This window comes from Vibrio sp. QJM3NY_21, from assembly GCF_057785975.1.
Genome location: NZ_CM173513.1, coordinates 2,808,707 through 2,833,353, shown reverse-complemented (window position 1 = coordinate 2,833,353; position 24,647 = coordinate 2,808,707). Strand labels below are relative to the sequence as shown.

The following is a 24,647-nucleotide window of genomic DNA, read 5'->3' as shown; positions in this document are numbered from 1 at the left end:
AAGTAAACACGAGGGATTGTGATGTTCTTTAAACGAAAAAATGTAAATCCAGAGTTTGAAAAAAAAGTAGAACAGATTTCGCATGATTCAGAAGATGCCAATCCTGTTGAACGTTTATCAAGTGTTGAGACGTCCAGTAACTCTCGGACAGAAGCTAGCGTTGAAAGGGAGAAAGCGATCGATGAAGCTCGAAAAGTACTGGAGCAAGAATTATCAATCAAACACTTCTTTCACAAGCAGTTACTTGAAACGTTAGACTTAGGATTACTTTCTAGCTTGGAGAAAGAGCGCGCCAAGCTAGATTTGCATGAAGCTATCGTTCAGTTGATGGCTGATGATGGTAGTCATGCACTCAGCGCAGAAGGTCGTAAACGGGTTATCAAACAGATAGAAGATGAAGTTTTTGGTCTTGGTCCGTTGGAGCCCTTATTAGCTGATCAAACTGTGTCGGATATATTGGTCAACGGCCCAAAAAGTGTTTACGTTGAGCGAAGGGGTAAACTCGAAAAAACGCCCTATACTTTTCTTGATGACCGCCATTTAAGAAACATTATTGATCGTATCGTCAGTCAGGTTGGCCGTCGTATCGATGAAGCATCACCTATGGTAGATGCCCGCTTAGTTGATGGTTCCCGTGTTAATGCGATTATCCCGCCTCTCGCACTCGATGGCCCTTCAGTTTCGATTCGTCGTTTTGCCGTCGATCGTTTGACGATGGATAACTTAATTGGTTACGACTCAGTCTCGCCTCAGATGGCTAAATTTGTAGAGGCTGCGGTGAAAGGTGAGCTGAATATCTTGATTTCAGGAGGGACGGGGTCAGGGAAAACAACCACACTGAATATCTTTTCTGGTTTCATTCCGCGAGACCAAAGAATTATTACCATAGAAGACTCGGCAGAATTACAACTGCAACAACCACATGTCATTCGCCTAGAAACCCGTCCTGCGAACCTAGAAGGGAAGGGAGAAATCAGCCAGCGCGAATTGGTTAAAAATACCTTGCGTATGCGACCTGATCGAATCGTGGTTGGGGAGGTGCGTGGTAGCGAAGCCGTTGACATGCTAGCGGCGATGAATACCGGTCATGATGGATCTCTTGCTACCATTCACGCTAATACCCCTCGTGATGCCTTAAGTCGTGTCGAAAACATGTTCTCGATGGCAGGGTGGAACATATCAACCAAAAATTTACGAGCTCAAATTGCTTCGGCTATCCACCTTGTTGTTCAAATGGAACGCCAAGAAGATGGTAAGCGTCGTATGGTGAGTATCCAAGAGATCAACGGCATGGAAGGTGAGGTGATTACGATGTCGGAAATATTCCGTTTTCAGCGTAAAGGTATTGATGAAGACGGCAATATTATCGGTTATTTCACGGCAACGGGGGTTGTGCCTCAATACCATGACCAGTTAGTCAAACGTGGACTCGACCTGCCTTTCGAGCTCTTTAGTGAGACCAAAGGCTAAGGATATATTATGGACAATGTAAGCGTTTCATTAGGTCTATTATTCATTGCGGTGCTTTTTATCTCTCAAGCTTTGTTGCTCCCTGCTGCAGGGAAAAAAGCGAAGCACAAAGAGTTGTCTCGACGCTTGAAAGAGACGCAACGTAATATCGATGCAGAGAGTTTGTCATTACTAAAAGAACACTATAACAAAGATTTATCTCCAGTAGACCGCAAGTTAATCGTCATTCCATATTTTGCTGGCTTAAAGAAAATGTTGGAACTAGCCGGCTTTAAATTAGCATTGAGCCGCTTTTTACTCATAGTTTCTCTTTGTGGTGTGTCGCTCACGTTGATAGCGATAATGACCAACCAAGTATGGTTCATTAGTGTCGCGGCATTCATTTTTGCTTGGGTTGTTGCCTATCTATTTGTGCAAAATCGAGTGACCAACCGAATGGCTCGATTTGAGGAACAGCTTCCCGAGGCTTTAGATGTTATCCGACGAGCATTGCAAGCCGGGCAACCGTTGGTTCAATCATTTAACGAGGTTGGCGAAGAGCTCCCTGATCCTATAGGTGCCGAGTTTAAGAACACTTATAACCTGCTCAACTATGGTTATGACTTACGTTTGGCAATTTTACAAATGGCAGAGCGAGTCCCAACCGTTTCAATGCTAGCCTTTTCTAGCGCCGTAATGTTGCAGAAAGAGACTGGGGGAAATTTATCCGAGAATTTGCAAAAGGTATCTGAAGTACTTAGAGCGCGTTTTAAACTGGAAAGGAAAGTCAAAACGCTCTCGGCTGAGAGTCGGTTGTCAGCATGGATCTTAACGTTATCACCCTTTGGTTTGTTTTTTGCTATGCGGGTAGCTGGTCCCGAATACATCGAGCCACTTTACACAGATCCACGCGGTCTCTCTATGGTGAGTGTCGGTATAGTTCTTTTGGCTATCGGAGCCTTGTGGATTAAAAAGATCATCAGCATAGAGATTTAACCTATGGAATTATTAAATATTGAAGTTTGGAAGCAGATGTTAGCAGACTTTGGGGTCAGCTCTCAGATGGTTATCTATTCGATGATTTTGCTTACAACAGTCTTGTTAACACTAACGCTTGGATTTCTTTTTTTAGGAGCCCGCTCTCCTTTGGACAAGAAGCTGAGACAAATATCAGAAGACGGATCTCCGACTGGCAGGAAACCTTATAACTTCTCTAATACGCTCGAATCATTAAGCCCTTTTTTAAGTAAAGGTAATAAAAAAGATAATGAAACCTACTCGGAAAAGTTGATGCATGCAGGGTTTCATGAAAAGAGTTCATTATCGGTTTTCTATGCGTTGAAGGTTCTATCTAGCTTGATAGGTATCGTCGCTGCTTTTATGGTTTATTACATAGCGTTGGGCGGAGAGTACAATAATTTACTCATCATGATCTGTGTTTTTCTTGGTACATTCACACCTAATATTATTCTATCTAAGCTACAAAAAGAGCGTCAGAAAAAAATAAGAAACGGTGTTCCTGATGCATTAGATCTTCTTGTTGTATGTACTGAGTCTGGACTTGGTTTTAATGCGGCTCTTGGTCGTGTTGCATCAGAGCTCTATGTCTCTCAGCCTGAACTCGCGGATGAACTAGAGACGGTATTTGCTAAAATTCAAGCGGGTGTCACCATGCCTGACGCACTTAGGCAGCTTATCGAACGAACCGGTTTAGTCGAATTGGAAGGTTTGGTTTCTTTACTTTCTCATGCATCGAGAATGGGCGGAAGCTTAGCGCAAACGCTCCGTGACTATACTGAAGATTTTAGAGATAAGCGTCAGCAAGCCGCTGAAGAAATAGCGGCGAAAATACCGACTAAAATGTTATTCCCTATGTTGATATTTATTTGGCCTTGCTTTTTCATTGTTGCACTTGGCCCTGGACTCTTGATCGTAATGGACGCATTAAGTGCGCCGGGAGCAAGTTTATGATTTTATACAATAAGTTTCTTCTACTACTATTGCCAATTTTGCTACTTGGTTGTGCTTCTTCCGATGAGCCAACCAACCAATTTGATGCCGAATTGTATTCGGGTAAACCAATCGATAGTTTGACTAGTGATGATCCACCGCTAAATGAAAAAGAAGCAATTATGCGCGGTGACATTGCTCTGCGAGACAACAATATAGATTTGGCGTTGTATGAATACATACGCTCTTTGTCTTTCCCTGAAAAAGAGTTTCACGATAAAACCCTGTTCACTATTGGCCAAATACATTCGTCTCGCGGTAACTATGCGTTGGCCGAGAAAGCTTACCTTGCAGCACTAGATTTTAACCCCGCCCACACAGAAGTTTTGGAACAGTTAGGCGTTCTATACACCAAACAACGTCGTACAGATGAAGGGCGTAGTTATTTCTTTAAAGCGATTAATTCAGATCAAGTTCGTTTAAAAAGCAGTGAAACTATCCAAAATTACCAAGCGTTGAGCCAAAGTGAAGTGGCCAGTTTGAAGGTCGATAGTATGTCTCCAGCATTGGCTTATATGGGGATTGGTGTACTGGAAGATGTTGACGGGAAGCATCAGATTGCACAAGAGTACTTTAAAAAGTCACTGACGATAGATAAAAGTTCAGTCAAAGCTTTGTTGAATATGGGCTATTCTAATTACATGTACGGTAACTACAAGGAAGCCTATCAATACACGCGTTCAGCTTTAGAGTTGGACCCTAATAATGAAAAAGCTCAAAATAACCTAGCGCTTATTTATTTAGCATCTGGGGATATAAAAAAAGCAACCAACGTATTCATGAGGCATATGGAAGCTCCGGAGGCGTTAAATAATGTCGGCTACTTCTTGATATTACAAGGAAAGCCCGATCAGGCAGTTCCTTATTTACAACAAGCTATCAATAAAAAATCATCTTACTATAAAGTGGCTAATGAAAACTTAAACAGAGCACTAGCGGAAGTGAGAGAGATGGAGCAATAGGGATTTGATTTTGGCTCAATGAAAAGGATATTCATATTGCCTAAACGCGAAAGCTTTAATAGAGATATCATTGCAATTTCTGCTCTTTGGCTAGTTTGTGCCACAGTGATATTTTTTTATAAGTGGGAAAGCGTTTCAATACTCAACTTGAATGACAATGACGACTATATGCGTTTTGTTCAGTTTCAAGAGTGGATGAAGAACGGCCATTGGTATCTAGAGCCGATGAGCAACTTCAATGCCGCTGATGGTATTATTGTTCATTGGTCTCGATTTCCTGACCTAATACTATCTTTAGTCGCTTTCCCATTGCTATTTATGGTTGATGACAGTATCGCGTATGCAATCTCAATTTCCATTGTCCCTTTACTCTACTTATTCTTGTATGCGCTCTCATGCTTTTATCTATGCGAACATTACTTTGGAGAGAAGTATCGATTTGTAAGTATGATGTTCGCAGTTTTTTCTCCTGCTATCATACACTTCCTACCTGGTTCTATTGACCATCATAATATCCAGCTTGTTTTAGCAACTCTCTTCTTATCTATAACACCAATTACGTTCAACAACCTAAAACAATCATGGCGAGTGTATGCTCAGTCTGTTTTTCTGTCTTTATCTTTGTGGACGGGGGTGGATAATGTATTGTTATTTATGGCATTCCTTGTTTCTTATACGGTGTATTTCTGCTTTTTTTGTCGTGAGTTTTTTATCTATATATCTAGGTTATATTTGACCTGTGCAGTTTTTGGTGCTTTTGCAGTCCTATTGAATAGGCCGTACGATGAGTTCTTTATTTTTAAGTATGACGAGGTCTCATTTATTCTTGTTATTCTATTATTTAGTGGATGGACCTTCGTTAACTTATACAATCGATTGTCGAATCAAAAACAGAACTCGACCCAAAGATTAATATTATTACTTCCCCTTAGTTTGTTATGTTTAGCCCCTGTTGCCGTTCTTTACCCATCACTCACCAGTGCATTCTTAATAGATTACCCACCGATACTTAAGCTGTATTGGCTTGATCAAGTTGCCGAAGCGAAATCTGTCGCAACATATATTGCAATGAATGGTTTTTTGTCTTTAGATAATTATGTATTGCTACTCACTCCTGCAATTTTATATCCATTATTTAGGTATAAAAACCACCACTGTACCATTCTGTATCTGATTCTTATGTTTAATCTCGTACTTGCGGTTTTTTGGCAGATCAGGGTGATTAGATTATGTTTTGTTGTAGCGGCTCCTTTACAGGCCTACGTTGCTATTCGAGTGTCTGAATACATCAAGTTTTCAATATTGAAAGCAATCGTTATTTTTTCAGCAACGCCGTTAGCGATTGCATTTAGCATTCTTGTTTTGTCACCCATGGACGACGTTAAAACTCAATTAAATGGTAGTAAACCGCCCAATCTCTTTGATGTGTTAAAGGACAATGGCATTAACTCACAAACGATACTTTCAGGTATGGAGACGGGAGCCCCAGTATTAGCGAAAACCAGCAACAGTATTATTGCTGCGCCTTATCACCGAAATATTGTCGGTAACCAGTTTTTGATTGAGGTGATGTTGGAAGAAGATCTTGTGTTGGCTGAACGAAAGATTATAGACAAAAACATCGATGTTATTGTTGTTGGCAACGATCCTCACTTGTTAATTTTAAAAAAATCAGCGGGAGAGGGAGCGCTTATTAATAAACTCTATAGTTCAGATACGCCTGCTTGGTTGGAGGTCATACACGATGACATTGAAAGTGGTTATCGAGTTTTTAGGGTAAGGGGAAGTTCATGAATAGTGTGAAAATTGCAATATTACTCCCATGTTATAACGAAGCCGGAGCCATTGGCGAAACGGTTACCTCTTTTCAAAAAGCCTTACCAGATGCATCCATTTATGTTTACGACAACAATTCGACCGACAACACGGTCAACGAGGCGTTACAAGCTGGGGCGATTGTGCGACATGAGCCTCGCCAAGGTAAAGGGGAAGTCGTGAGGCGGATGTTCTCTGATGTTGAGGCTGATGTTTATGTAATGGCTGATGGCGATGACACTTACGATGCGTCAGTGTGCCCGGTGTTGATCGAGCAATTAAATAATGAAAAGCTCGATATGATCATTGGCAGTCGCGAGCGAACTTCAATGGCTTACCCAAAAGGACATATCCTTGGGAATAAGATGTTTTCATCACTGATTAACTTAGCATTCAATGCACAATTGAATGATGTATTTTCTGGCTATCGAATTATGAGCCATCGATTTGTCAAAACCGCACCTATCTTCAGCGATGGCTTCCAAATAGAGACAGAGCTCACCGTGCATGCGTTACACCATAATATGCCAATCAAAGAAGTCTCAACTAAATACCAATCTAGACCGGAAGGGACCTCCAGTAAACTGAACACCTTGAGTGATGGCCTCAAGATACTAAATTTTATCTTGTTCTTATTGAGAGATGTAAAACCAATGTTTTTCTTTGGCGTGCTCTCGATATTGCTTGGTCTTATTTCATTGAGCTTAGGTATTCCCGTTATTGTTGAATTCGTTGACACGGGTTTAGTGGCAAGGCTACCTACAGCTGTTTTGTCTAGCTCAATAGCTTTGATCGCTGTGATGTCTTTTTTCTGCGGTTTGATACTCGATAACGTATCACGAGGTAGGCGAGAGATGAGAATACTCTCTATTTTAAGATTTAAGGACGATAAATAATTAGGCAGAGGTTTTTGGCCAAGGGAGCTGCACTCGAGTGCTTGAAGTGCTTGAAGTGCTAGGTGGAGTTGCAATTGTATAGTTGCTGCTGTGATGACGATTTTGATTAAAGTCAGAAGTAGGCGACTAGCTCCCCTACCTCTTACTCTCAATTATTACTTAGATTGCGAGACCGGTAATCGCACCCAATAACATGAAGATCCCCACTAAACCTACAATCGGCATCTTCACGGTTTTCAATAGCCAAACACCAACAATGATCAGAGCGAAGTCTAAGCCGCTACTCACTGCACTTGTGAAGATGGGTTGGTATAGAGCCGCAAGTAATAAGCCGACTACAGCCGCATTCACACCTGTAAGCGCCCCAGCTACTAGAGGCTTACTCGCAATTGCCTGCCAGTTCTTCAATACACCCAGTAGCAGCAAGAAGCCCGGTAAGAACACCGCAATCGTTGCGAGCAGTGCCCCTGTGATCGGTGCTGATGGCATTAATACATAACCTAGGTAAGTGGCTAACGTAAACATCGGGCCAGGAACCGCTTGCGCTGCGGCATAGCCTGTTAGGAAGGCATCTTGAGACAGTTGATCGCCAATACCATTTTGTAGCAGCGGAAGTACCACGTGGCCGCCACCGAATACCAAGCTGCCTGCTTGGTAGAACAAGCCAAATACTTCAATGCCTTGAGAGTAAGCACTGAATAGAGGCAGACCAACCAGTAAAGCAACGAAAATCACGAGTGGTGTTAACGATATCTTGTGCGTCGAAGGTGTTGTTTTTAATTCGTGTGAGGTTAAGGACTTACTGCCAACCATAGCAGCAAACAATAGAACTAATACCTGAGGCCAGATCCCCGGAATCAAAAGTAGAACAATTGCGGTTATCACACACAGTGCTGTTGCTATCTTTGATTGGCAAAAGTTTTTGTACATGCCGAAAGTGGCGTCAGCCACAACCACGACCGCGAGTAGCTTAAGTCCGTGGATGATTGAAATGAAAAGCGGTGCTTCCAACAACTGGTTGCTCACTAAGGCCAATATCAACATTAGGATGACAGAAGGGGAGGTGAAGCCTACAAATGCGGCAATCGCACCGGTTAAGCCACCTTTTTTATAACCAACCGCGAAGCCAACCTGACTTGAGCCTGGGCCCGGTAAAAATTGACTGAGGGCGACAATTTGCCCGTACTCTTCGTCGGATAACCAATTCAGTTTCTCAACAAAGGTTTTACGGAAGTAGCCAATATGTGCCGCTGGTCCACCAAAGCTAATCCAGCCAAGCCAGAAAAAGGTTTTAAAAATTGAAAGCATGATCGATTCCAGATAAATGTTTAGCGTAATTTAGGTGGAGTTGAACTATGATTCAAATTAATTGTTTTAATTATAACTATGAATAATATGGGATTGATTTGTGGCTAATTTTAACTGGAAAGGAATTGACCTTAACTTATTGATTGCACTGCAAGCTCTGTATAAAACAAACAGTGTTAGTAAGGCGGCAGAACGTTGTTATGTCAGCCAATCAGCGATGAGTCATAGCTTACAAAGACTGAGAAAGCTGTTTGATGACCCTTTGTTTGAGCGTGTCGGTAGTAAGATGGAAGCGACCGACCGAGCGATTGAATTATCAAGCACCGTCGATGCCTTACTCAATACCATTCAGTCAGAAGTACTGTTGTCTAAATCGTTTGATGTAGCAACTTATAAAGGCACTTGGAAGATCGGACTTACTGATTATGCAGAGCAGATGTTCGCTCCAATGTTGTTTGATCTGATTAAGCAATCTTCGCCTTATTCTCAAGTGACGTTATTCAATGTCAATCGAAGCAACTATCAACGAGTGTTTGAAGATGCCAAGCTCGATATCGCGATCGGTAGTTTTGGCGAGGTAGCAAAGCCTTATCGAACAAAGCATTTGTATACAGAGCAACATGTCTGTTTGTTCGACCAGTCGGTTTTATCTATTGAACAGCCAATGTCTTTAGAGCAGTTTGTGTCTGTAGAACATGCATTGGTTTCTCCTGCGGGGGCTCTAAAAACGGGTGTTGATATTCGATTGGCTGAGCTAGGTTTTAGTCGGAAAGTCGCTATATCTTCAAGTAACTTCTTGACAGTAAAACGATTAATTCGTGGTCGAGAGTTGTTGTGTATTGTTCCTCGGCTCGTGGCGCGTAATGATATTGATACCGAAGATACTTTACTGGCGGTGCAACCACCTATTGATGTTCCAGATTTTGATATACAGCTTGTCTACCGCAAGGCAAAGCATCTAGATGATAAAAATAAATTACTTAGAAAGTTGATTGCTAAAGCTATTTCATCTGTGATTAGTGAGTAAATTTATTAGCTGCGATTTGTCGTTAAGTTTGTCCAAATTATTCCTAAAAAAATCCGGTTAATTACCAGAACGTGACTATACTTAATTTACGACTCAAAGCAGTCGTAAAGAATAGGCTTTTTGATTTACCTAAGTAAAAAAATGGTTATATCCTCATGATATAGCTTAAAAAACTACCAGGCTAAACGGACTTAGTTGGTCTTAAAGCGCTAGCTCCCCCTAGCGCTTTTTCTTTTATGTCGATTCTGGCAAAAGGGTCTGAATTCTTTTTAGCAGTTGCTCGATCTCTTGTTTTTCATAGTGAGTCGTCACCTTAGGTTGGCTGCTTTCTCTTGGGAGTAATGCCGTTTCGATATGGTGCTGCAGTAAAGCATCTTGTGAGTTAGCGTTGAGCTTCTCTGCAAGTACCACAGCTTGTCGACCAATCGTGGTGAAGTCTTGTTTGATGGTGGTCAATGGTGGATTAAAAAACGCACTGTCCTCGATTCCATCAAAGCCGACGACCGCAACCTTATCAGGGACTGGAACCTGCAGTTCTTGCAGCGCGCGTAAAACCCCTAATGCCATCTGATCACTTGCCACTAACACGGCATCAAATACGGCTTGTTTAGCGACAGCTTCTCGAACGCCAAGATAACCACTTTCTGCTTGCCAGTTTCCTTGATATTGGTACTGCACCTTACTCTCTGCATCTGATAACGCGGCTAACCAACTTTGATGACGAATCTTTGAGGCACTGGATTCGTTTGGGCCAGTGATCAGCAGGAATTCCGTTCGTCCGCTCTCAAGTAGATGTTGAGCCGCCAGTTTTGCTCCTTCCGCATGATCACCGCAAACATAGTTAACTTGGCTGTTAGAAGGGACATCAATGAAGATTAGGTTGAGGTGCTGATATTGTTCCACTAACAATTCTGCATCGGCACTCTTTAAAGGCACATTCAGAATAATGCTGTCGACCTGCTGAGCCATCAGTTCACGAATGGCCTCACGGGTATTCGCGAGGTTGGGCTCGGAAACAACAGAGAAAGCGACGCCATAACTCATATCATGAGCCTGCATTCGCACGCCATTTGCGATCATTGCTGCGCCATGCAGTGCCATATCGAGAGTGACTAAGCCAACGCTGGTGGACTTGGCTCGACTGAGCATTTGAGCACCTTTATTGGGTACATAACCAAGTTGCTTTATGGCGGCGTTAACCTTGTTGCGGGTGGATTCCGCGACGTCTTGTGAGCCATTGGTTACTCGAGATACCGTTTGGGTGGATACCCCTGCCAGTTTTGCTACGTCTTTAAAGGTGATACTCATTGCTCTGCTCATCGAATATTTTAGAGTGAAATAAGCCTACCGAAATTTACCAAACTAAACTCTGCTCACTCTCAAATAAATGTCTTTCAAAACATTAAAAATGTTTCCGGAAACAGTCGATCTTGTGCAAGTTTTTCGAATGTTAAAGCCAATTTACATCACGATTTTGTCGGTTTTGGATACTAATTTGGCGTGATGGGTTCACTATTATTTCTATATTATGTTTACGAAAACAGTAGAGATTAGTAATGAACGAATTTATTCACTTAAAGAGTAAAAACCATAGTTTGATCATTAAATCAGGGCGCGTTCCAGAGGTTTTGCATTGGGGGGCAAAGATCGCAAGTATTGATGAAGATCTTCTGCTTTCGACAGAGAGACCGATTTCTCAAGCTCGACTTGATGTGGATGTGCCTCTCTCTCTTTGTCCTGAGTTAGGCAGTGGGCACTTTAACGCTCCAGGCATTGAAGGTCATAGAGAAGGGCTTGATTGGGCTCCCGTCTTTAAGACCGTTCGTTACGATGCTCAAGATCAAGAAGTGAGTTTCCTCCTTGAAGACAAGGTTGCTCTGCTGGAGATTAAGGTTGAGATCAAACTGGATTTCGAATCTGACGTCGTCCAAAAGCGTGTAACCGTCATCAATAAAGGCAGCAACAAATACTACCTGAATAAGCTGTCTTCAACGCTGCCATTGCCGAATCATGCTAACGAACTCATGACGTTCCATGGCCGTTGGTGTCATGAGTTCCAAACGCAACGTCAGCGCTTTGAACACGGTGGCTTCATGCAAGAAAACCGTCGTGGTCGCACATCTCACGAGAATTTTCCGGGGATGTTTGCAGGGACTCAAGGGTTCTCAGAGCAACATGGTTTGGTATGGGGATTTCATTTGGGCTGGAGCGGTAACCACCAAATGCGCGCAGATGTTCGTAGTGATGGTCGCCGCTTTGTTCAAGCGGGAGAGTTATTGCTAGCGGGTGAATCGATTCTAGAACCAGAGGCTACTTATCAGACACCTTGGCTCTATGGCTGTTACAGCAATTCTGGCTTGAACGGTATTGCTCAGCGTTTTCAGCAATTTGTTCGCGACAACATTATTAAATTCCCAACCGAAAAACCTCGTCCCGTTCATTTAAACACATGGGAAGGGATCTATTTTGATCACAAGCCTGACTACATCATGAAGATGGCAACGGAAGCGGGCGTGATGGGCGTTGAACGTTTCATTATTGATGATGGTTGGTTTGTGGGGCGTGATGGTGAACGTACCGCACTGGGCGACTGGTATTTGGATGAGGTGAAATATCCAAATGGCCTAGAACCTGTGATTGAACATGTAAACCAACAGGGTATGGAGTTTGGCCTTTGGGTTGAACCTGAGATGGTAAGCCAAGATTCTAATCTTTACCGAAATCATCCTGATTGGGTGCTTGGTTTACAAGGGTATCATCAACCATCTGGCCGTTGGCAGTATGTGTTAGACCTACAAAATGAAGCGTGTTTTAACTATTTGTATGAGCGCCTCAATGCGCTGCTGACTCGGTACAACATCACTTACCTTAAGTGGGATATGAACCGAGAGTTGGTTCAACCTGGTCACCAAGGTAAGGCTGCGGTACATGGTCAAACGAAAGCGCTTTATCGTCTTGTTGATGAGTTGAACCTAGCACACCCAGAAGTCGAGATTGAGTCTTGTTCTTCAGGCGGTGGCCGTATCGATTTTGAAATCCTAAAGAGAACACACCGATTCTGGGCGTCTGACTGTAACGATGCCTTAGAACGCCAAGCGATTCAAAAGGGCATGAGTTACTTCTTCCCTCCAGAAGTTATGGGTGCACACATTGGTCCTGCTGAGTGCCACTCAACCAACCGTCGTCACAGTATCAATATGCGTGGTGTCACCGCACTCATGGGGCACATGGGTGTTGAGCTTGACCCTGTTAAAGAATCACCAGAAGAGAAACAAGCATTCTCACATTACATTTCATTGCATAAGCAGTTTCGTCATATTTTGCATTCAGGTCGCAGTTTCCGCATGGACCCTTCGGACAAAAATCAGAATATTTATGGCGTTGAAAATGACGATGAAATGCTGATCACCGTGTGTCAACTAGCTATGCCTGAGTATGCTCTGCCTTCACCACTTCGTATTAGCTGCGTGGAAGACAATGCGATGTATCAAGTGAAGTTAGTGGACATGCCAAAAACCAGTTTCCAGTTGATGAAACAACGCCCTCAATGGTTAGACAAAACTCTAACCTTAAGCGGCGATAACCTCAAAGAGATTGGATTGACCTTACCTATCCTCGACCCAGAGTCTGCCTTGATTGTGCACTTGAAAAAGATGTGAATCGCTGACTCTGAGTACCCCTACAAATAAAAATCTAAATATAAAAATTATAATCGGCAGCGAGGTATTGCTGCCGCAATAACTCAACTTAAGGAAAACAAAATGTCTATTACAGTTCTACTGTCATTTTTGTTATTTACTGGGTTTGTAGTCGCGTTTACCTACAACAAAGTGAAGAATGACAAAAACACCTCACAAGATGGTTTCTTTCTCGGCGGAAGAAGCTTAACCGGCGGTTTAATTGCAAGCTCGCTTATCTTAACTAACTTGAGCGCGACTAGCTTTGTTGGCATGAGTGCACAAGCTTATACCCACAACATGAGCGTCATGGGTTGGGAAGTGGCGTCTGGTGTCACCTTAGTAATCATTGCTCTGATGTTGGTACCGCGTTACCTCAAGCAAGGGATCACGACGATTCCAGACTTCTTAGAGAGCCGCTACGACATGTCGGTGAAGAAGTTTGTGACCTTGCTTTTCTTATGTCAGTACGTCATTAATATTTTGCCAACCACACTTTATGCTGGCGCCGTTGTTCTGGGTGAAATCTTTGATGTTCAAGCTCTGCTTAATATTTCAGAGTTTAGCTCTATTGCCCTAATTTCCGCGACGATCGGTCTACTTGGCTTCTTTTATGCGATTTATGGTGGCCTAAAAGCAGTGGTGATTGCGGATACTATTAATGGCGTAGGCTTGATTGTTGGTGGAATGATGATTCCAGTATTCGGTTTGATGGTGCTGGGAGAGGGTAGCTTTGGTGCTGGCTTGGATATTCTGCTTTATGCAGCGCCAGAGAAACTGCAATCGGTTGGTACAGAGACTGATCCACTGCCGTTCTCAACCTTGTTTACAGGTCTTCTACTTGTGAACCTTTACTACTGGGGTACGGATCAATCAATCATCCAGCGTGCGTTGGGTGCTAAGAACTTAAAAGAAGGTCAGAAAGGGGTGATTCTTGCTGGTGCGATTAAGGTTATCTCTCCGTTGTTCCTAATCATTCCAGGCATCATCGCTTTTCACATGTTTGGTGCAGATGCAGGTAATCCAGACACCATGTACACGCGCTTGGTAAACGAAGTGTTACCTAAGCCGCTGGTGGGTTTCTTCGTAGCGGTCATGTTTGGTGCGATTTTGAGTACCTTTAATGGCGTGTTGAATAGCTCGACGACTCTGTTCGCATTGAACGTTTACAAGCCTTTGTTTGGCCAAGGAAAAACCGATGAAGAGCTAGTGGGTAAAGGGCGTATTTTTGGTGTCGTGATTGCGATTATCTCGGTATGTATCGCACCGTTCATCATGTATGCGCCAGAAGGTTTGTTCCAATACTTACAAATGGTAGCGGGCTTCTTCAGTGTGCCAATCTTCACTATCGTGTTTGTGGGTTATATCTCTAAACGAGTGCCAGCTCTAGCGGCTAAAGTGGCCTTGGTGGTATTTGTAAGCTCATACGCTGCGATGCAGTTAGTGTTCAAAACACCAATCCACTTCTTACACCAACTGGCGATTCTGTTTGTTGTCTGTACGGCTCTGATGTTCATCATTGGTTACTTTATGCCACGTGAAGATGATTACGTGATGCCAGTGAATGAAAATATCGATGTTACGCCTTGGGCGTTCCGTTTCGAAGCTTCAGCGATCATTCTTTACATGGTACTTGGTGCTTACGTGATGTTCTCTGATGTTGGCTTTGTGTCGGATGATCCAACCATCATGCAGGTTTATGGTGTATGTGGCATCGTGATGTTAGTCGGTATTTTTGGCCGATTAGCGAAGCGCAAGAAAGCACTTGCGACCGCGTAGATGAGTTCGAGTAATTAAAAACGAAAACGCCGCTCCTTGGAAATAGAGAGCGGCGTTTGTTTGTCTGATGAAGATAAATGGAAGGCTAAATGATCTAAAAAGAGAATCGAGTCCATTTCTTAGCTCGCCAGCGATAGGCCATGATGATTCCACGGAACCATTCGTCCATCGCGATAGCCATCCAGGCACCAAATACACCGTAGCCCCAGTGCACACCAAGCAAATAGCTCATTGCAACCCCAATGCCCCACATGCTCAATATTCCCATCTTTACGGGGAACTTAATATCGCCTGTCGCTTTTAGACATGAGATGAAGATAAGGTTAAAAACACGGCCAGCTTCTAAAAGTATCGATCCTGCGATGAGTGCGGCAGTCAGTGCGATGATCTCTGGGTCTTGAGTGAATAAATCCAAAATCTCGAATCGGAAAATATAGACCACGCAGGTAATGGTGATAGAGGCGATGAAGCCTACTACAAAGTATCGTTGTACACGGTTGGCTATCTCATCTATCCAACCTTTACCAATGTAATAACCCGTTTGGATTTGGCTACCTTGGCCGATGGCTAAGGCAAAGGCAAAAGAGAGGCGTGCGATGTTTTGTGCGTAAGTAAACGCGGCCAGTGAAGACGTTCCCATCTGAACCACAAAGAAGGTAATACTGATTTGCGCCATGTTGTAAGAGAGTACTTCTCCAGCGTTCATAGAGCCGATCTTCATGATTTTTTGATAGATAGCTTTAGGCACAGATTTGAACTGTTTCATCGGTAGGTCAATGCCTTTGTTTCTTACGACACCGATTAAGATCAATAAGCCGATCACTTGGCTAATGACTGTCGCCGTTGCAACCCCTTGTACGCCGTAAACTGGCAACCCGAAAGGTTGGTAAAGTGCACAGTAGTTGCCGAAGATGTTGATCACACCTGCAATCATGTTGATGACCATCGGTGATTTTGAATAGCCATGGCTGCGCAGAATCGTGGTGAGAACGACACCTATCGTGACATTAAAGGTGAGAGCACCACTGATAAACAGATACTCTTGAGCGTACTGTTCGACTTGAGCTTCCAGTTGGTAGAGCGGAATAAAATATTCAGCACCGAGAATCGCAATAATACTGAGTAACACACCGGTAATAATGGCCAAGATAATGCTCGCCACGCCCACATGAGCGCTCTCTTGAGTGCGAGAGGCACCGTTATATTGTGCGATTAGGATGCCTGTACCGCTGCTGACCATGGTTGAGACGATGATCAGAAAAAAGGATATCTGAGAGATAACACCAACGGCAGACACGGCTTTGTCTGAGTATCCCGATAACATGAATACATCACTGGTGTTGAGTGCGGTTCTTAGAAGAACTTCGATAAAAATTGGCCAGGTGAGCGCAACGATTCCCATGCGTTTATTTAGGGTGGAATCAGCATTAGGCATTTGGGTTTTCTCAGAAAGGGGTAAGCGACACTATAGTTTAGCCATTATGGAGTAAACGACTATCAAATTAATGTCCGGATAGCTATTAAGGGTAAATAAAGTGCGAATAAGTCTCCAGAGGCCAACATTTAGGTGTGAGTTATGACACTTTTGAGAGATGTTTCATAAGGTAAAGAGGAAGAAAGTGGAAGCGTTTAACTACTTAAAAGTGGCACAAGAAATGAGTTTGAAATGAAGTGGTAAAGCTAGCGACATCGAGCTAGCTCTACCGTTTTTAAAGCCTAGTTAATACGCTGACCTTCAGCATCAAACAGATGACAATCTTTTGATGCGAAATTTAAATTGAGAGACTGATAGCGTGCGACTTCTTGATCCCCGGGTAGATGAACCTTGAAGCTATCAACACCACATGATTGGCCAAACATATAGGTACTATTGCCCAATCGTTCTACCACTTCGCTCTGGAACTCAATCGTGATATCTGACTTGCCATTGATCTCCAAATGTTCTGGTCGAATACCAAGAGTCAATTTTTGTCCTTCGGCAAGGCCATCACTTGGCAATGGTAGAGTGATTTTATTAAGCCCATTGACGGTCAGTTGGGCATGAGTTTCTGAGGTGCTGTTCACGACACACGGTAAGAAGTTCATTTTCGGAGAGCCAATAAAGCCGGCCACAAACTCATTTTGTGGAGAATGATACAGTTCGAGAGGTGAACCGACTTGTTCTACTCGACCATCTCTCAGTACTACGATCTTGTCAGCAAGCGTCATTGCTTCGACCTGATCGTGCGTGACATAAATCATGGTATTTTGCAGATCTTGGTGCAATTTGGCGATTTGTAAGCGCATATCGACACGAAGTTCAGCATCTAAGTTTGATAAAGGTTCGTCGAATAAGAACACTCTTGGGTTACGAACAATTGCTCGACCGATAGCAACACGCTGACGTTGTCCACCCGAAAGTTCTTTAGGTTTACGCTTCAATAAAGGATCTAGTTGAAGCGTTTTCGCTGCACTGGTGACTTGTTTCTCGACGACTTCTTTAGCAACACCGTTCATTTTCAGGCCAAAGCCCATGTTTTCTTCAACCGTCATATGCGGATAAAGGGCGTAGGACTGGAATACCATCGCGACACCACGCTCGGCAGGATCGACATCGTTAACCAGATCATCGCCAATATGGATCTCACCTTCAGTAATCTCTTCTAAGCCAGCAACTAAGCGTAAGAGAGTTGATTTACCACAACCAGACGGTCCAACGAATACTACGAATTCGCCGTTACTTATTTCTAGATCAACACCATGGATCGTTTGAACATCACCATATCGTTTGATGACCTGTTTTAAGCTGATATCAGCCATGCTCTCTCCTTGCTTCGTTGGACTGCATCTCTTTGCCTTTAAAACATACGCTTTCATCAGAAATTTGTTAGGTGCCTCGCATGATTTATTGATCGTGGTCATGTAAATTTGGCGATCTATACTGATTTTTGTGGAAACGTTTACAAAAATAAAACATAACTGTGCGCAATGTTATCAATAAGCCTAATATTTGAACGTAATTACTATAAATGCTGCGTTGCTCGATTAAATTTAGAAACCTAGGTGGAAATTAATCAAATAGTAAATGAAGCTTTTAATACAAGGAATTTCGGGAAATGGAGCAATCTGTGAAAACGATATACCCAGAAAATCGCATCCCATCGGCGAAAAAGAAAAGGCGCATTAGTTCTAAGGTGTCGCCTTGGCTGTTTTTGGCGCCAGCCATCGCTATCTTCTCTCTCTATGTTATCTACCCCATCTTGGACAGTATCTGGCTGAGCTTCTTTGAGTGGGATGGGTTAGGCGAAAAAGAGTGGGTGGGGCTTGAGAACTATCGTGAGCTTTTTGACTCAGATGCTTTTTATACTTCGTTAACGAATAACTTCCTTTGGTTGATTTTCTTTATGCTTGCGCCACCGTGTGGCTTGGCGATTGCCCTTTTCTTAAACCAACAAGTGAAAGGCATTCGTGTCGTTAAATCCTTATTTTTCTTCCCCTTTGTTATCTCTCAAGTGGTGGTTGGTCTAGTGTTCTCCTGGTTCTATGACCCCTCATTTGGCCTTTTCAATATGGTATTGGGTGCCTTCGGTTTTGAGCCCATATCAATACTTGCTGACGAAGACTATGTCACCTACGGAATCATTGCCGCTGGTCTGTGGCCACAAATTTCTTACTGCATGATCTTGTATCTCACGGGGTTGAACAACCTCGACCCAGAGCAGTTGGAAGCGGCGCGACTGGATGGTGCAAAGAAGTGGCGCATGCTCTGGTATGTGGTGCTTCCTCAACTAAGACCGGCGACGTTTATTGCTGTGGTCGTGACCGTGATTGGTGCCCTACGTTCTTTCGATTTAGTGGCAACCATGACGGCGGGTGGACCTTGGGGCAGCTCGACGGTACTGGCGTATCAAATGTATGAAGAGTCTATCTTTAATTATCGAATGGGTTACGGTGCGGCGGTTTCGGTGGTGCTGTTTCTGATTATGGATATCTATATCGCTTACTTCTTGTGGCGCATGTTAAGGAGTGAAAAATAATGTTTCCGCAACCAATTCAAAAAGCCGGTCGCTTTACTAATATCAGCTACCGAGTCGCGTTACCTATCTCGATCGTGATGTGGTTGTTACCGCTTATCGCCGTGATGATGACGTCGATTCGTTCGATGGATGACATCAACAAAGGTAATTACTGGGGCTGGCCGAGCGAGATTCAATTCATAGAGAACTACACCCAAGTTTTTACCTCGACCTCTATGGGGCAGTACCTAATCAATAGCTTGATCATCACACTGCCAGCGGTCGCAGGGGCTGTCGCTCTTTCGACTTTGGCTGGGTATGCCTTGGCGAAATACAACTTTAAAGCCAACGTTTGGATCTTTGCGATGTTTATCGCGGGCAACTTTGTTCCGTTCCAAATTTTGATGATTCCAGTGCGTGATTTAACAATTGGACTTGGCCTTTACGATACCCATTGGGCATTGATTTTCTTCCATATCGCTTTTCAAGCCGGATTTTGTACCTTGTTTATGCGTAACTTTATCGTCGGGATCCCAGATGCCTTGATCGAAGCGGCGCGTGTTGAAGGGGTGAGTGAATGGAAAATATTCTGGCATGTGGTGCTGCCTTTGGTTCGCCCTGCATTAGCTGCGCTAGCCGTGTTGGTGTTTACCTTTATTTGGAACGATTTCTTCTGGGCACTAGTACTGGTTCAGAGTGATGACGTTCGCCCTGTGACTGCGGGGTTGAGCTCACTTCAAGGCCAATGGCTGGCGTCTTGGCAGTTTATGTCGGCGGGTGCTGTAGTCGCGGCTATCCCACCGGTTGTGCTGTTTTTTACCATGCAAAAGCACTTTATCGCAGGTCTGACATTAGGTGCGACCAAAGGGTAAATAACGAGATAAGAATCGATACACGAATCTAGCAATAGCGACGGCTTTAGTCGTTATTGCTACCGACATCCCGAATGGATGAATCATTGAAGAGTAACTAAAACACGAACCACCCTACGAGAGAAAACAATAAGAATTGGACTTAGAGAGCTTAGCTCCATAACAAGGACCTCAATATGAAATACGTGAAACATATCGCTGCCTCTGCAGTGCTCGCTGCCTCCATGTCTGCAACATCGTTTGCAGGCACCTTAGTCATCAACTCAGATGCTTCTGATCCAGCGCCAAAAGAGGCGTGGGGTGAGATCATTAACCGCTTTGAAAAAGAAAACCCAGATATTACGGTCAAGTACAACTTGTACGATCACGAGTCGTACAAAACAACGATTCGTAATTGGTTGGTCACTTCGCCGCCGGACGTGGTTTTTTGGTATGCGGGTAACCGAATGAAAGCCTTTGTTGACCGCGGCCTGTTTGAAGATGTTAGTGATATTTGGACTGACAACAACATGAAGCAAGACTTTGCGTCAGCCGCACCTGCAATGACGGTAAATGGCAAGCAATTTGGTGTGCCATACACGTATTACCAATGGGGTATCTACTACCGCAAAGACATTTTTGAACAGTATGGAATTGCTGAACCTAAAACATGGGATGATCTGAAATCGGCATCGGCAACGCTGAAAGAAAATGGTGTGGCACCGTTTGCGATTGGCACTAAGTACTTGTGGACCGCTGCAGGTTGGTTTGATTACATCAACATGCGTACTAACGGCTTGGATTTTCATATTCAGTTGATGGAAGGCAAGGTGCCTTATTCTGACGAACGTGTGAAGAAAACCTTCGCTAACTGGGCTGAGCTTGTTGAGCCTGGTTACTATCTAGAAAATCACGCCTCTTATTCTTGGCAAGAAGCTCAACCTTTCTTGTACAACGGTAAAGCGGCGATGTACCTGATGGGGAACTTCATTACGCCAAACTTCCCTGCTGAGTTAGATGGCAAGATGGATTTCTTCCAATTCCCTGTCATCGACCCAAGTATTCCGATGTCAGAAGACGCGCCAATGGATACGTTACACATTCCTTCTAAAGCAAAAAATAAGGAAGATGCTCGTAAGTTCTTAGAGTTTGTTGCTCGCGCTGAAAACCAACAGCTGATCAATGAGATGCTGTTGCAAATTCCGACCAACAATAAAGCCAAAGCCAAGTCAGATCCGTTCTTAGATAAAGGTGTAGCAATGCTCGCTTCTACCGATGGTACGGCTCAGTTCTATGACCGTGATACCGATCCTGCGATGGCCAAAGAGGGCATGAAAGGTTTCCAAGAGTTTATGGTTCACCCTGACCGAATCGAAAAAATCTTGAAGAAACTCGATAAGGTGAGCAAGCGTACCTTTAAGTAATATCTCAATAGCCGCAGCGGTTCAGGCTGCGGCTTTCTTTTGTCTCTCTAGGGATTATTGCCAGTGCTGATTCGTTGGTGTTCGTCATATTTGAATGTTATGGAGCACTGAGTATCACTTGCAATGATTCACTTTGAACGGTTTATCGTAAGGAACACTCCATGAGAACTTTCTCTCAAATCATCTCTGCCCGTGAATGGGAAAACCAACACATCACTCATCATAACGTTGTTGAGGCTCATGCTCCTTTGAATGGTTACACCTCGTTGGCTGAGGCTGTGGGGAAGAACTCGTCACGCACCTTGTCTCTCAATGGGGTTTGGAAGTTTCAGCTGTTCGATTCGCCTGAGTTGGTCAGCGAAGAGTTTGTCTCTGAGCATTTTGATGATTCCTCATGGAAGTCGATCGCAGTGCCAAGCAATTGGCAGATGCAAGGCTTTGATAAACCGATCTATACCAATGTGAAATATCCTTTCGCTGATAACCCTCCCTTCGTCCCTAGCGATAATCCGACAGGGCTCTACCGAACGCATTTTAACTGCACGGAACCGGAGCTATTAGATACCCATAGGCTGACCTTTGATGGAGTTAACTCGGCATTTCATTTGTGGTGTAACGGGAAGTGGATTGGCTATTCGCAAGACAGTCGATTACCAGCTGAATTTGATGTGTCTGAATACTTGCAAGTGGGTGAGAACACGCTAGTGGTGATGGTGCTGCGTTGGTCCGATGGTTCCTATCTTGAAGACCAAGATATGTGGTGGCTCAGCGGCATCTTCCGTGATGTGACTTTGTTGAGAAAACCTAAGGTCGCCATTGAGGATGTTCGGGTTGAAACTCAACTGGACGCTTGCTATCGAGATGCGTGTTTGAAGGTGTCGACACAAATATCGAAACCAAATCCATTAGATCAAGATAACCAAACTCAACAAATAAACCGAGTTAAAGTCGAGCTGTTTGATGTGCAGGGGCAACTCATCTCTGAGCCTCAAATCGTGGGCTTTGGTGAGCGAGTTGTGGATGAGAAAGGGCCTTGGTCTCAAGTCGCTGAACACCGCATTTCAGTGGTGAATCCGAACAAGTGGAGTGCCGAATCACCTTATCTGTATCGTTGTGTGGTGTCATTGCTCAATGAACATGATGAGCTTGTCGATTGTGAGGCTTACGATGTCGGATTTCGATGTGTTGAAATTACCGATAGTTTGCTCAAAGTTAACGGTAAGCCGTTGCTGATTCGTGGTGTGAATCGCCATGAACATCACCCTGAATTGGGTCACACCATGACTCGTGAAGGGATGATTCAAGACATCAAACTGCTCAAACAAAATAACTTCAATGCCGTTAGAACCGCTCATTATCCGAATCACCCATTATGGTATGAATTGTGTGATGAGTATGGCCTGTATCTGGTTGATGAAGCGAACGTGGAAACCCATGGTCAATTTCCGATGTGCCGTTTATCCGACGATGCGTCATGGTTGAATGCGTACATGAGACGAATGACAAGGCTGGTGGAGCGCGATAAAAACCACGCCAGCGTGATCATTTGGTCGTTGGGTAATGAGTCGGGGATTGGTCGTAATCACCATGCGATGTATCAATGGGTGAAGCAAGCTGATTCAACACGTCCCGTTCAGTATGAAGGTGGCGGGGCTGATACAGCTGCGACCGATATTTTATGTCCTATGTATGCGCGGGTTGATTGGGATTTACCTGTGGTTGAGAGTCAACCTGAAGTGACACCTCGCGTGGGTATTCGCAAAGCCATCGCTCTACCAAACGAGCAACGTCCTTTGATTCTCTGTGAGTACGCCCATGCAATGGGGAACAGTCTAGGTAGCTTTGATAAATACTGGCAGGCGTTTAGAGACAACCCAAGATTACAGGGCGGATTTATCTGGGATTGGGTCGATCAAGGGATCACCAAAACCGATTCGAGCGGCAAACAATATTGGGGCTATGGTGGTGATTTCGGCGACGAGATTAATGATCGCCAGTTCTGCATTAATGGTTTGGTATTCCCAGACAGAACGGTACATCCAACGCTGCATGAAGTGAAAAAGGCGCAACAGTTTTATCAGTTCAAGCTGGTGTCTGCATCACCACTGGTGATTGAAGTACACAGCGAACACCTATTTGTGACCAGCAGGGTTGAAACGTTGAATTGGACGGTTACCCAGAATGGTGTGGTGACGAGCGATGGTTGTATCGAATTGATGGTTGATGTGGGGGAGAGCGTCCAGATAGAGCTTAATGGTGTGACTATTCCTCATACGGCCAATGCGCTTAATTACCTTAATCTCGAAGTGGTATTAAATGCCAATACTGCGTGGGCGAATAAAGGCCATGTGACGGCGATTGAACAGCTTACCTTACCCACTCAGCCGCAATTGATGTTGGATGCCAACCTCTCTCAATTCCCACCGAAAGTGACTGAAACCGACGCGCTGCTGACGGTGAGTGGTGATGCTTATCAAGTAGAGTTCGACAGATTATCTGGGACATTAGAGAGCTGGAAAATCAAAGGCGTGGAACAGCTTGCGAGTGGTCTTCGAGATAACTTTTATCGTGCACCATTAGACAATGATATCGGTGTCAGTGAAGCAAACCGCGTCGACCCCAATTCATGGATAGCACGCTGGCAGGCGATGAGGTTGGATAGGCTCACTCCAGAGTGTATCGAATTTTCATCCATCACTCAGAAAAACGGGGTGTCGGTGACGGCAATCATTGCTCACACAGTGGAAGGGCAGGTTCGTTTGTTGTCGACTTGGCGGTACCAATTATTTACCGATGGTGAGGTTAAGTTAGATGTGGATGTACAAGCGGCGAAAGGTTTACCGTCTCTGCCACGAGTCGGTTTTGAGTTTGCTTTGAAGCATGTACCTGATGGGGTGGAATGGTTTGGTCGTGGGCCACACGAAAACTACCCAGATCGAAAGATGTCGGCACACGTTGGCTTACATCAGCAGAGTATTGAACAAATGCATACCCCGTATATTTTCCCTTCTGATTGCGGCTTGCGTTGTGATGTTCGTGAGGCAAAAGTGGGCGCATTTGAACTGAAAGGAGACTTCCATTTCTCAGTCAGTCGTTTTGAGTTACAGCAGCTACAGAAGGCAAAACATACTTGTGACTTAACCGAACAAGAACAGCTGTTTGTTTATGTCGATGGCTTCCATATGGGCGTCGGCGGTGACGACTCATGGACGCCAAGTGTCCATGATGAATACAAATTATTGAAAGAGCATTACCATTATCAGGTGCGCTTCTATTGTGGTGAGAACGGTTAAAGTACAGCGAATAAAGTAAAAGGATCATAGTAGGCCAAATAGTATAAATGCTTGTTTGTTCGATTATTTGGCTTCAGATATAAAAAAGGCACTCAACATTATGTTGAGTGCCAAAGCCTGAAATTTGTTAATTCGCAGTATCTTATTGAACCGGTGTATTA

Annotated in this window: 17 protein-coding genes; 13 read left to right on the top strand and 4 right to left on the bottom strand. The window is 43.9% G+C overall.

The window, feature by feature from the left end:
- Window positions 1-21: 21 nt before the first annotated feature.
- From AC3CID_RS12475 to AC3CID_RS12450, 6 genes are read left to right on the top strand one after another with little or no spacing between them, the layout of a single operon-like run.
- Entirely contained in the window at window positions 22-1,470 is a 1,449-nt protein-coding gene (locus AC3CID_RS12475) for a TadA family conjugal transfer-associated ATPase (RefSeq protein WP_029224627.1), read from the top strand.
- A 9-nt stretch (window positions 1,471-1,479) separates the two neighbouring features.
- On the top strand, window positions 1,480-2,445 hold the full coding sequence (locus AC3CID_RS12470; protein ID WP_017084216.1) for a type II secretion system F family protein: 966 nt from the start codon (window positions 1,480-1,482) through the stop codon (window positions 2,443-2,445).
- Window positions 2,446-2,448: 3 nt separating this feature from the next.
- Complete coding sequence (locus AC3CID_RS12465) at window positions 2,449-3,420, top strand: type II secretion system F family protein (protein WP_017084215.1); 972 nt, start codon at window positions 2,449-2,451, stop codon at window positions 3,418-3,420.
- Window positions 3,417-4,421 carry a tetratricopeptide repeat protein gene (locus AC3CID_RS12460; RefSeq protein ID WP_488526632.1) on the top strand — a complete coding sequence of 335 codons (1,005 nt, stop codon included), beginning with the start codon at window positions 3,417-3,419 and terminating at the stop codon, window positions 4,419-4,421. Before AC3CID_RS12465 ends, AC3CID_RS12460 begins: the two co-directional genes overlap by 4 nt.
- 18 nt (window positions 4,422-4,439) lie before the next feature.
- The gene (locus tag AC3CID_RS12455; RefSeq protein WP_488526631.1) at window positions 4,440-6,215 is read left to right on the top strand and encodes a hypothetical protein; all 1,776 of its coding nucleotides are present in this window, start codon (window positions 4,440-4,442) and stop codon (window positions 6,213-6,215) included.
- On the top strand, window positions 6,212-7,132 hold the full coding sequence (locus AC3CID_RS12450; RefSeq protein ID WP_488526630.1) for a glycosyltransferase family 2 protein: 921 nt from the start codon (window positions 6,212-6,214) through the stop codon (window positions 7,130-7,132). The genes AC3CID_RS12455 and AC3CID_RS12450 overlap by 4 nt, the downstream gene beginning before the upstream one ends.
- Before the next feature lie 159 nt (window positions 7,133-7,291).
- On the opposite strand, the gene chrA is transcribed toward AC3CID_RS12450, so the two are convergent.
- On the bottom strand, window positions 7,292-8,440 hold the full coding sequence (gene chrA / locus AC3CID_RS12445) for a chromate efflux transporter (RefSeq protein WP_488526629.1): 1,149 nt from the start codon (window positions 8,438-8,440) through the stop codon (window positions 7,292-7,294).
- A 100-nt stretch (window positions 8,441-8,540) separates the two neighbouring features.
- Here chrA and AC3CID_RS12440 point away from each other — a divergent pair, with 100 nt between their 5' ends.
- Window positions 8,541-9,467, top strand: coding sequence for a LysR family transcriptional regulator (locus AC3CID_RS12440; protein ID WP_488526628.1), 927 nt, complete (start codon window positions 8,541-8,543; stop codon window positions 9,465-9,467).
- Window positions 9,468-9,701: 234 nt separating this feature from the next.
- Here AC3CID_RS12440 and AC3CID_RS12435 read toward each other — a convergent pair whose 3' ends face one another.
- Complete coding sequence (locus tag AC3CID_RS12435; RefSeq protein ID WP_488526627.1) at window positions 9,702-10,775, bottom strand: LacI family DNA-binding transcriptional regulator; 1,074 nt, start codon at window positions 10,773-10,775, stop codon at window positions 9,702-9,704.
- Window positions 10,776-11,023: 248 nt separating this feature from the next.
- Between AC3CID_RS12435 and AC3CID_RS12430 the strand changes: the two genes are divergently transcribed.
- Both AC3CID_RS12430 and AC3CID_RS12425 read left to right on the top strand, forming a co-directional pair.
- The gene (locus tag AC3CID_RS12430; RefSeq protein WP_488526626.1) at window positions 11,024-13,126 is read left to right on the top strand and encodes an alpha-galactosidase; all 2,103 of its coding nucleotides are present in this window, start codon (window positions 11,024-11,026) and stop codon (window positions 13,124-13,126) included.
- A 102-nt stretch (window positions 13,127-13,228) separates the two neighbouring features.
- Window positions 13,229-14,923 (top strand): solute:sodium symporter family transporter, encoded by a 1,695-nt coding sequence (locus AC3CID_RS12425; RefSeq protein WP_016796738.1) that lies wholly within the window; start codon window positions 13,229-13,231, stop codon window positions 14,921-14,923.
- Between the two features lie 94 nt (window positions 14,924-15,017).
- Here AC3CID_RS12425 and AC3CID_RS12420 read toward each other — a convergent pair whose 3' ends face one another.
- A complete protein-coding gene (locus AC3CID_RS12420; protein ID WP_488526625.1) occupies window positions 15,018-16,358 on the bottom strand; it encodes an MATE family efflux transporter in 1,341 nt (446 codons plus the stop codon).
- 281 nt (window positions 16,359-16,639) lie between these two features.
- Entirely contained in the window at window positions 16,640-17,722 is a 1,083-nt protein-coding gene (locus AC3CID_RS12415) for an ABC transporter ATP-binding protein (RefSeq protein WP_488526624.1), read from the bottom strand.
- A gap of 296 nt (window positions 17,723-18,018) precedes the next feature.
- Here AC3CID_RS12415 and AC3CID_RS12410 point away from each other — a divergent pair, with 296 nt between their 5' ends.
- The 4 genes from AC3CID_RS12410 to AC3CID_RS12395 all read left to right on the top strand — a co-directional run bounded on the left by AC3CID_RS12410 (window position 18,019) and on the right by AC3CID_RS12395 (window position 24,486).
- Complete coding sequence (locus tag AC3CID_RS12410) at window positions 18,019-18,939, top strand: carbohydrate ABC transporter permease (RefSeq protein WP_004734436.1); 921 nt, start codon at window positions 18,019-18,021, stop codon at window positions 18,937-18,939.
- A complete protein-coding gene (locus AC3CID_RS12405; RefSeq protein ID WP_004734435.1) occupies window positions 18,939-19,790 on the top strand; it encodes a carbohydrate ABC transporter permease in 852 nt (283 codons plus the stop codon). Before AC3CID_RS12410 ends, AC3CID_RS12405 begins: the two co-directional genes overlap by 1 nt.
- Window positions 19,791-19,966: 176 nt before the next feature.
- Window positions 19,967-21,193 carry an ABC transporter substrate-binding protein gene (locus tag AC3CID_RS12400; RefSeq protein WP_004734434.1) on the top strand — a complete coding sequence of 409 codons (1,227 nt, stop codon included), beginning with the start codon at window positions 19,967-19,969 and terminating at the stop codon, window positions 21,191-21,193.
- 161 nt (window positions 21,194-21,354) lie between these two features.
- Window positions 21,355-24,486: a beta-galactosidase gene (locus AC3CID_RS12395; RefSeq protein ID WP_488526623.1), complete on the top strand. Its 3,132-nt coding sequence runs from the start codon at window positions 21,355-21,357 to the stop codon at window positions 24,484-24,486.
- Window positions 24,487-24,647: the final 161 nt, after the last annotated feature.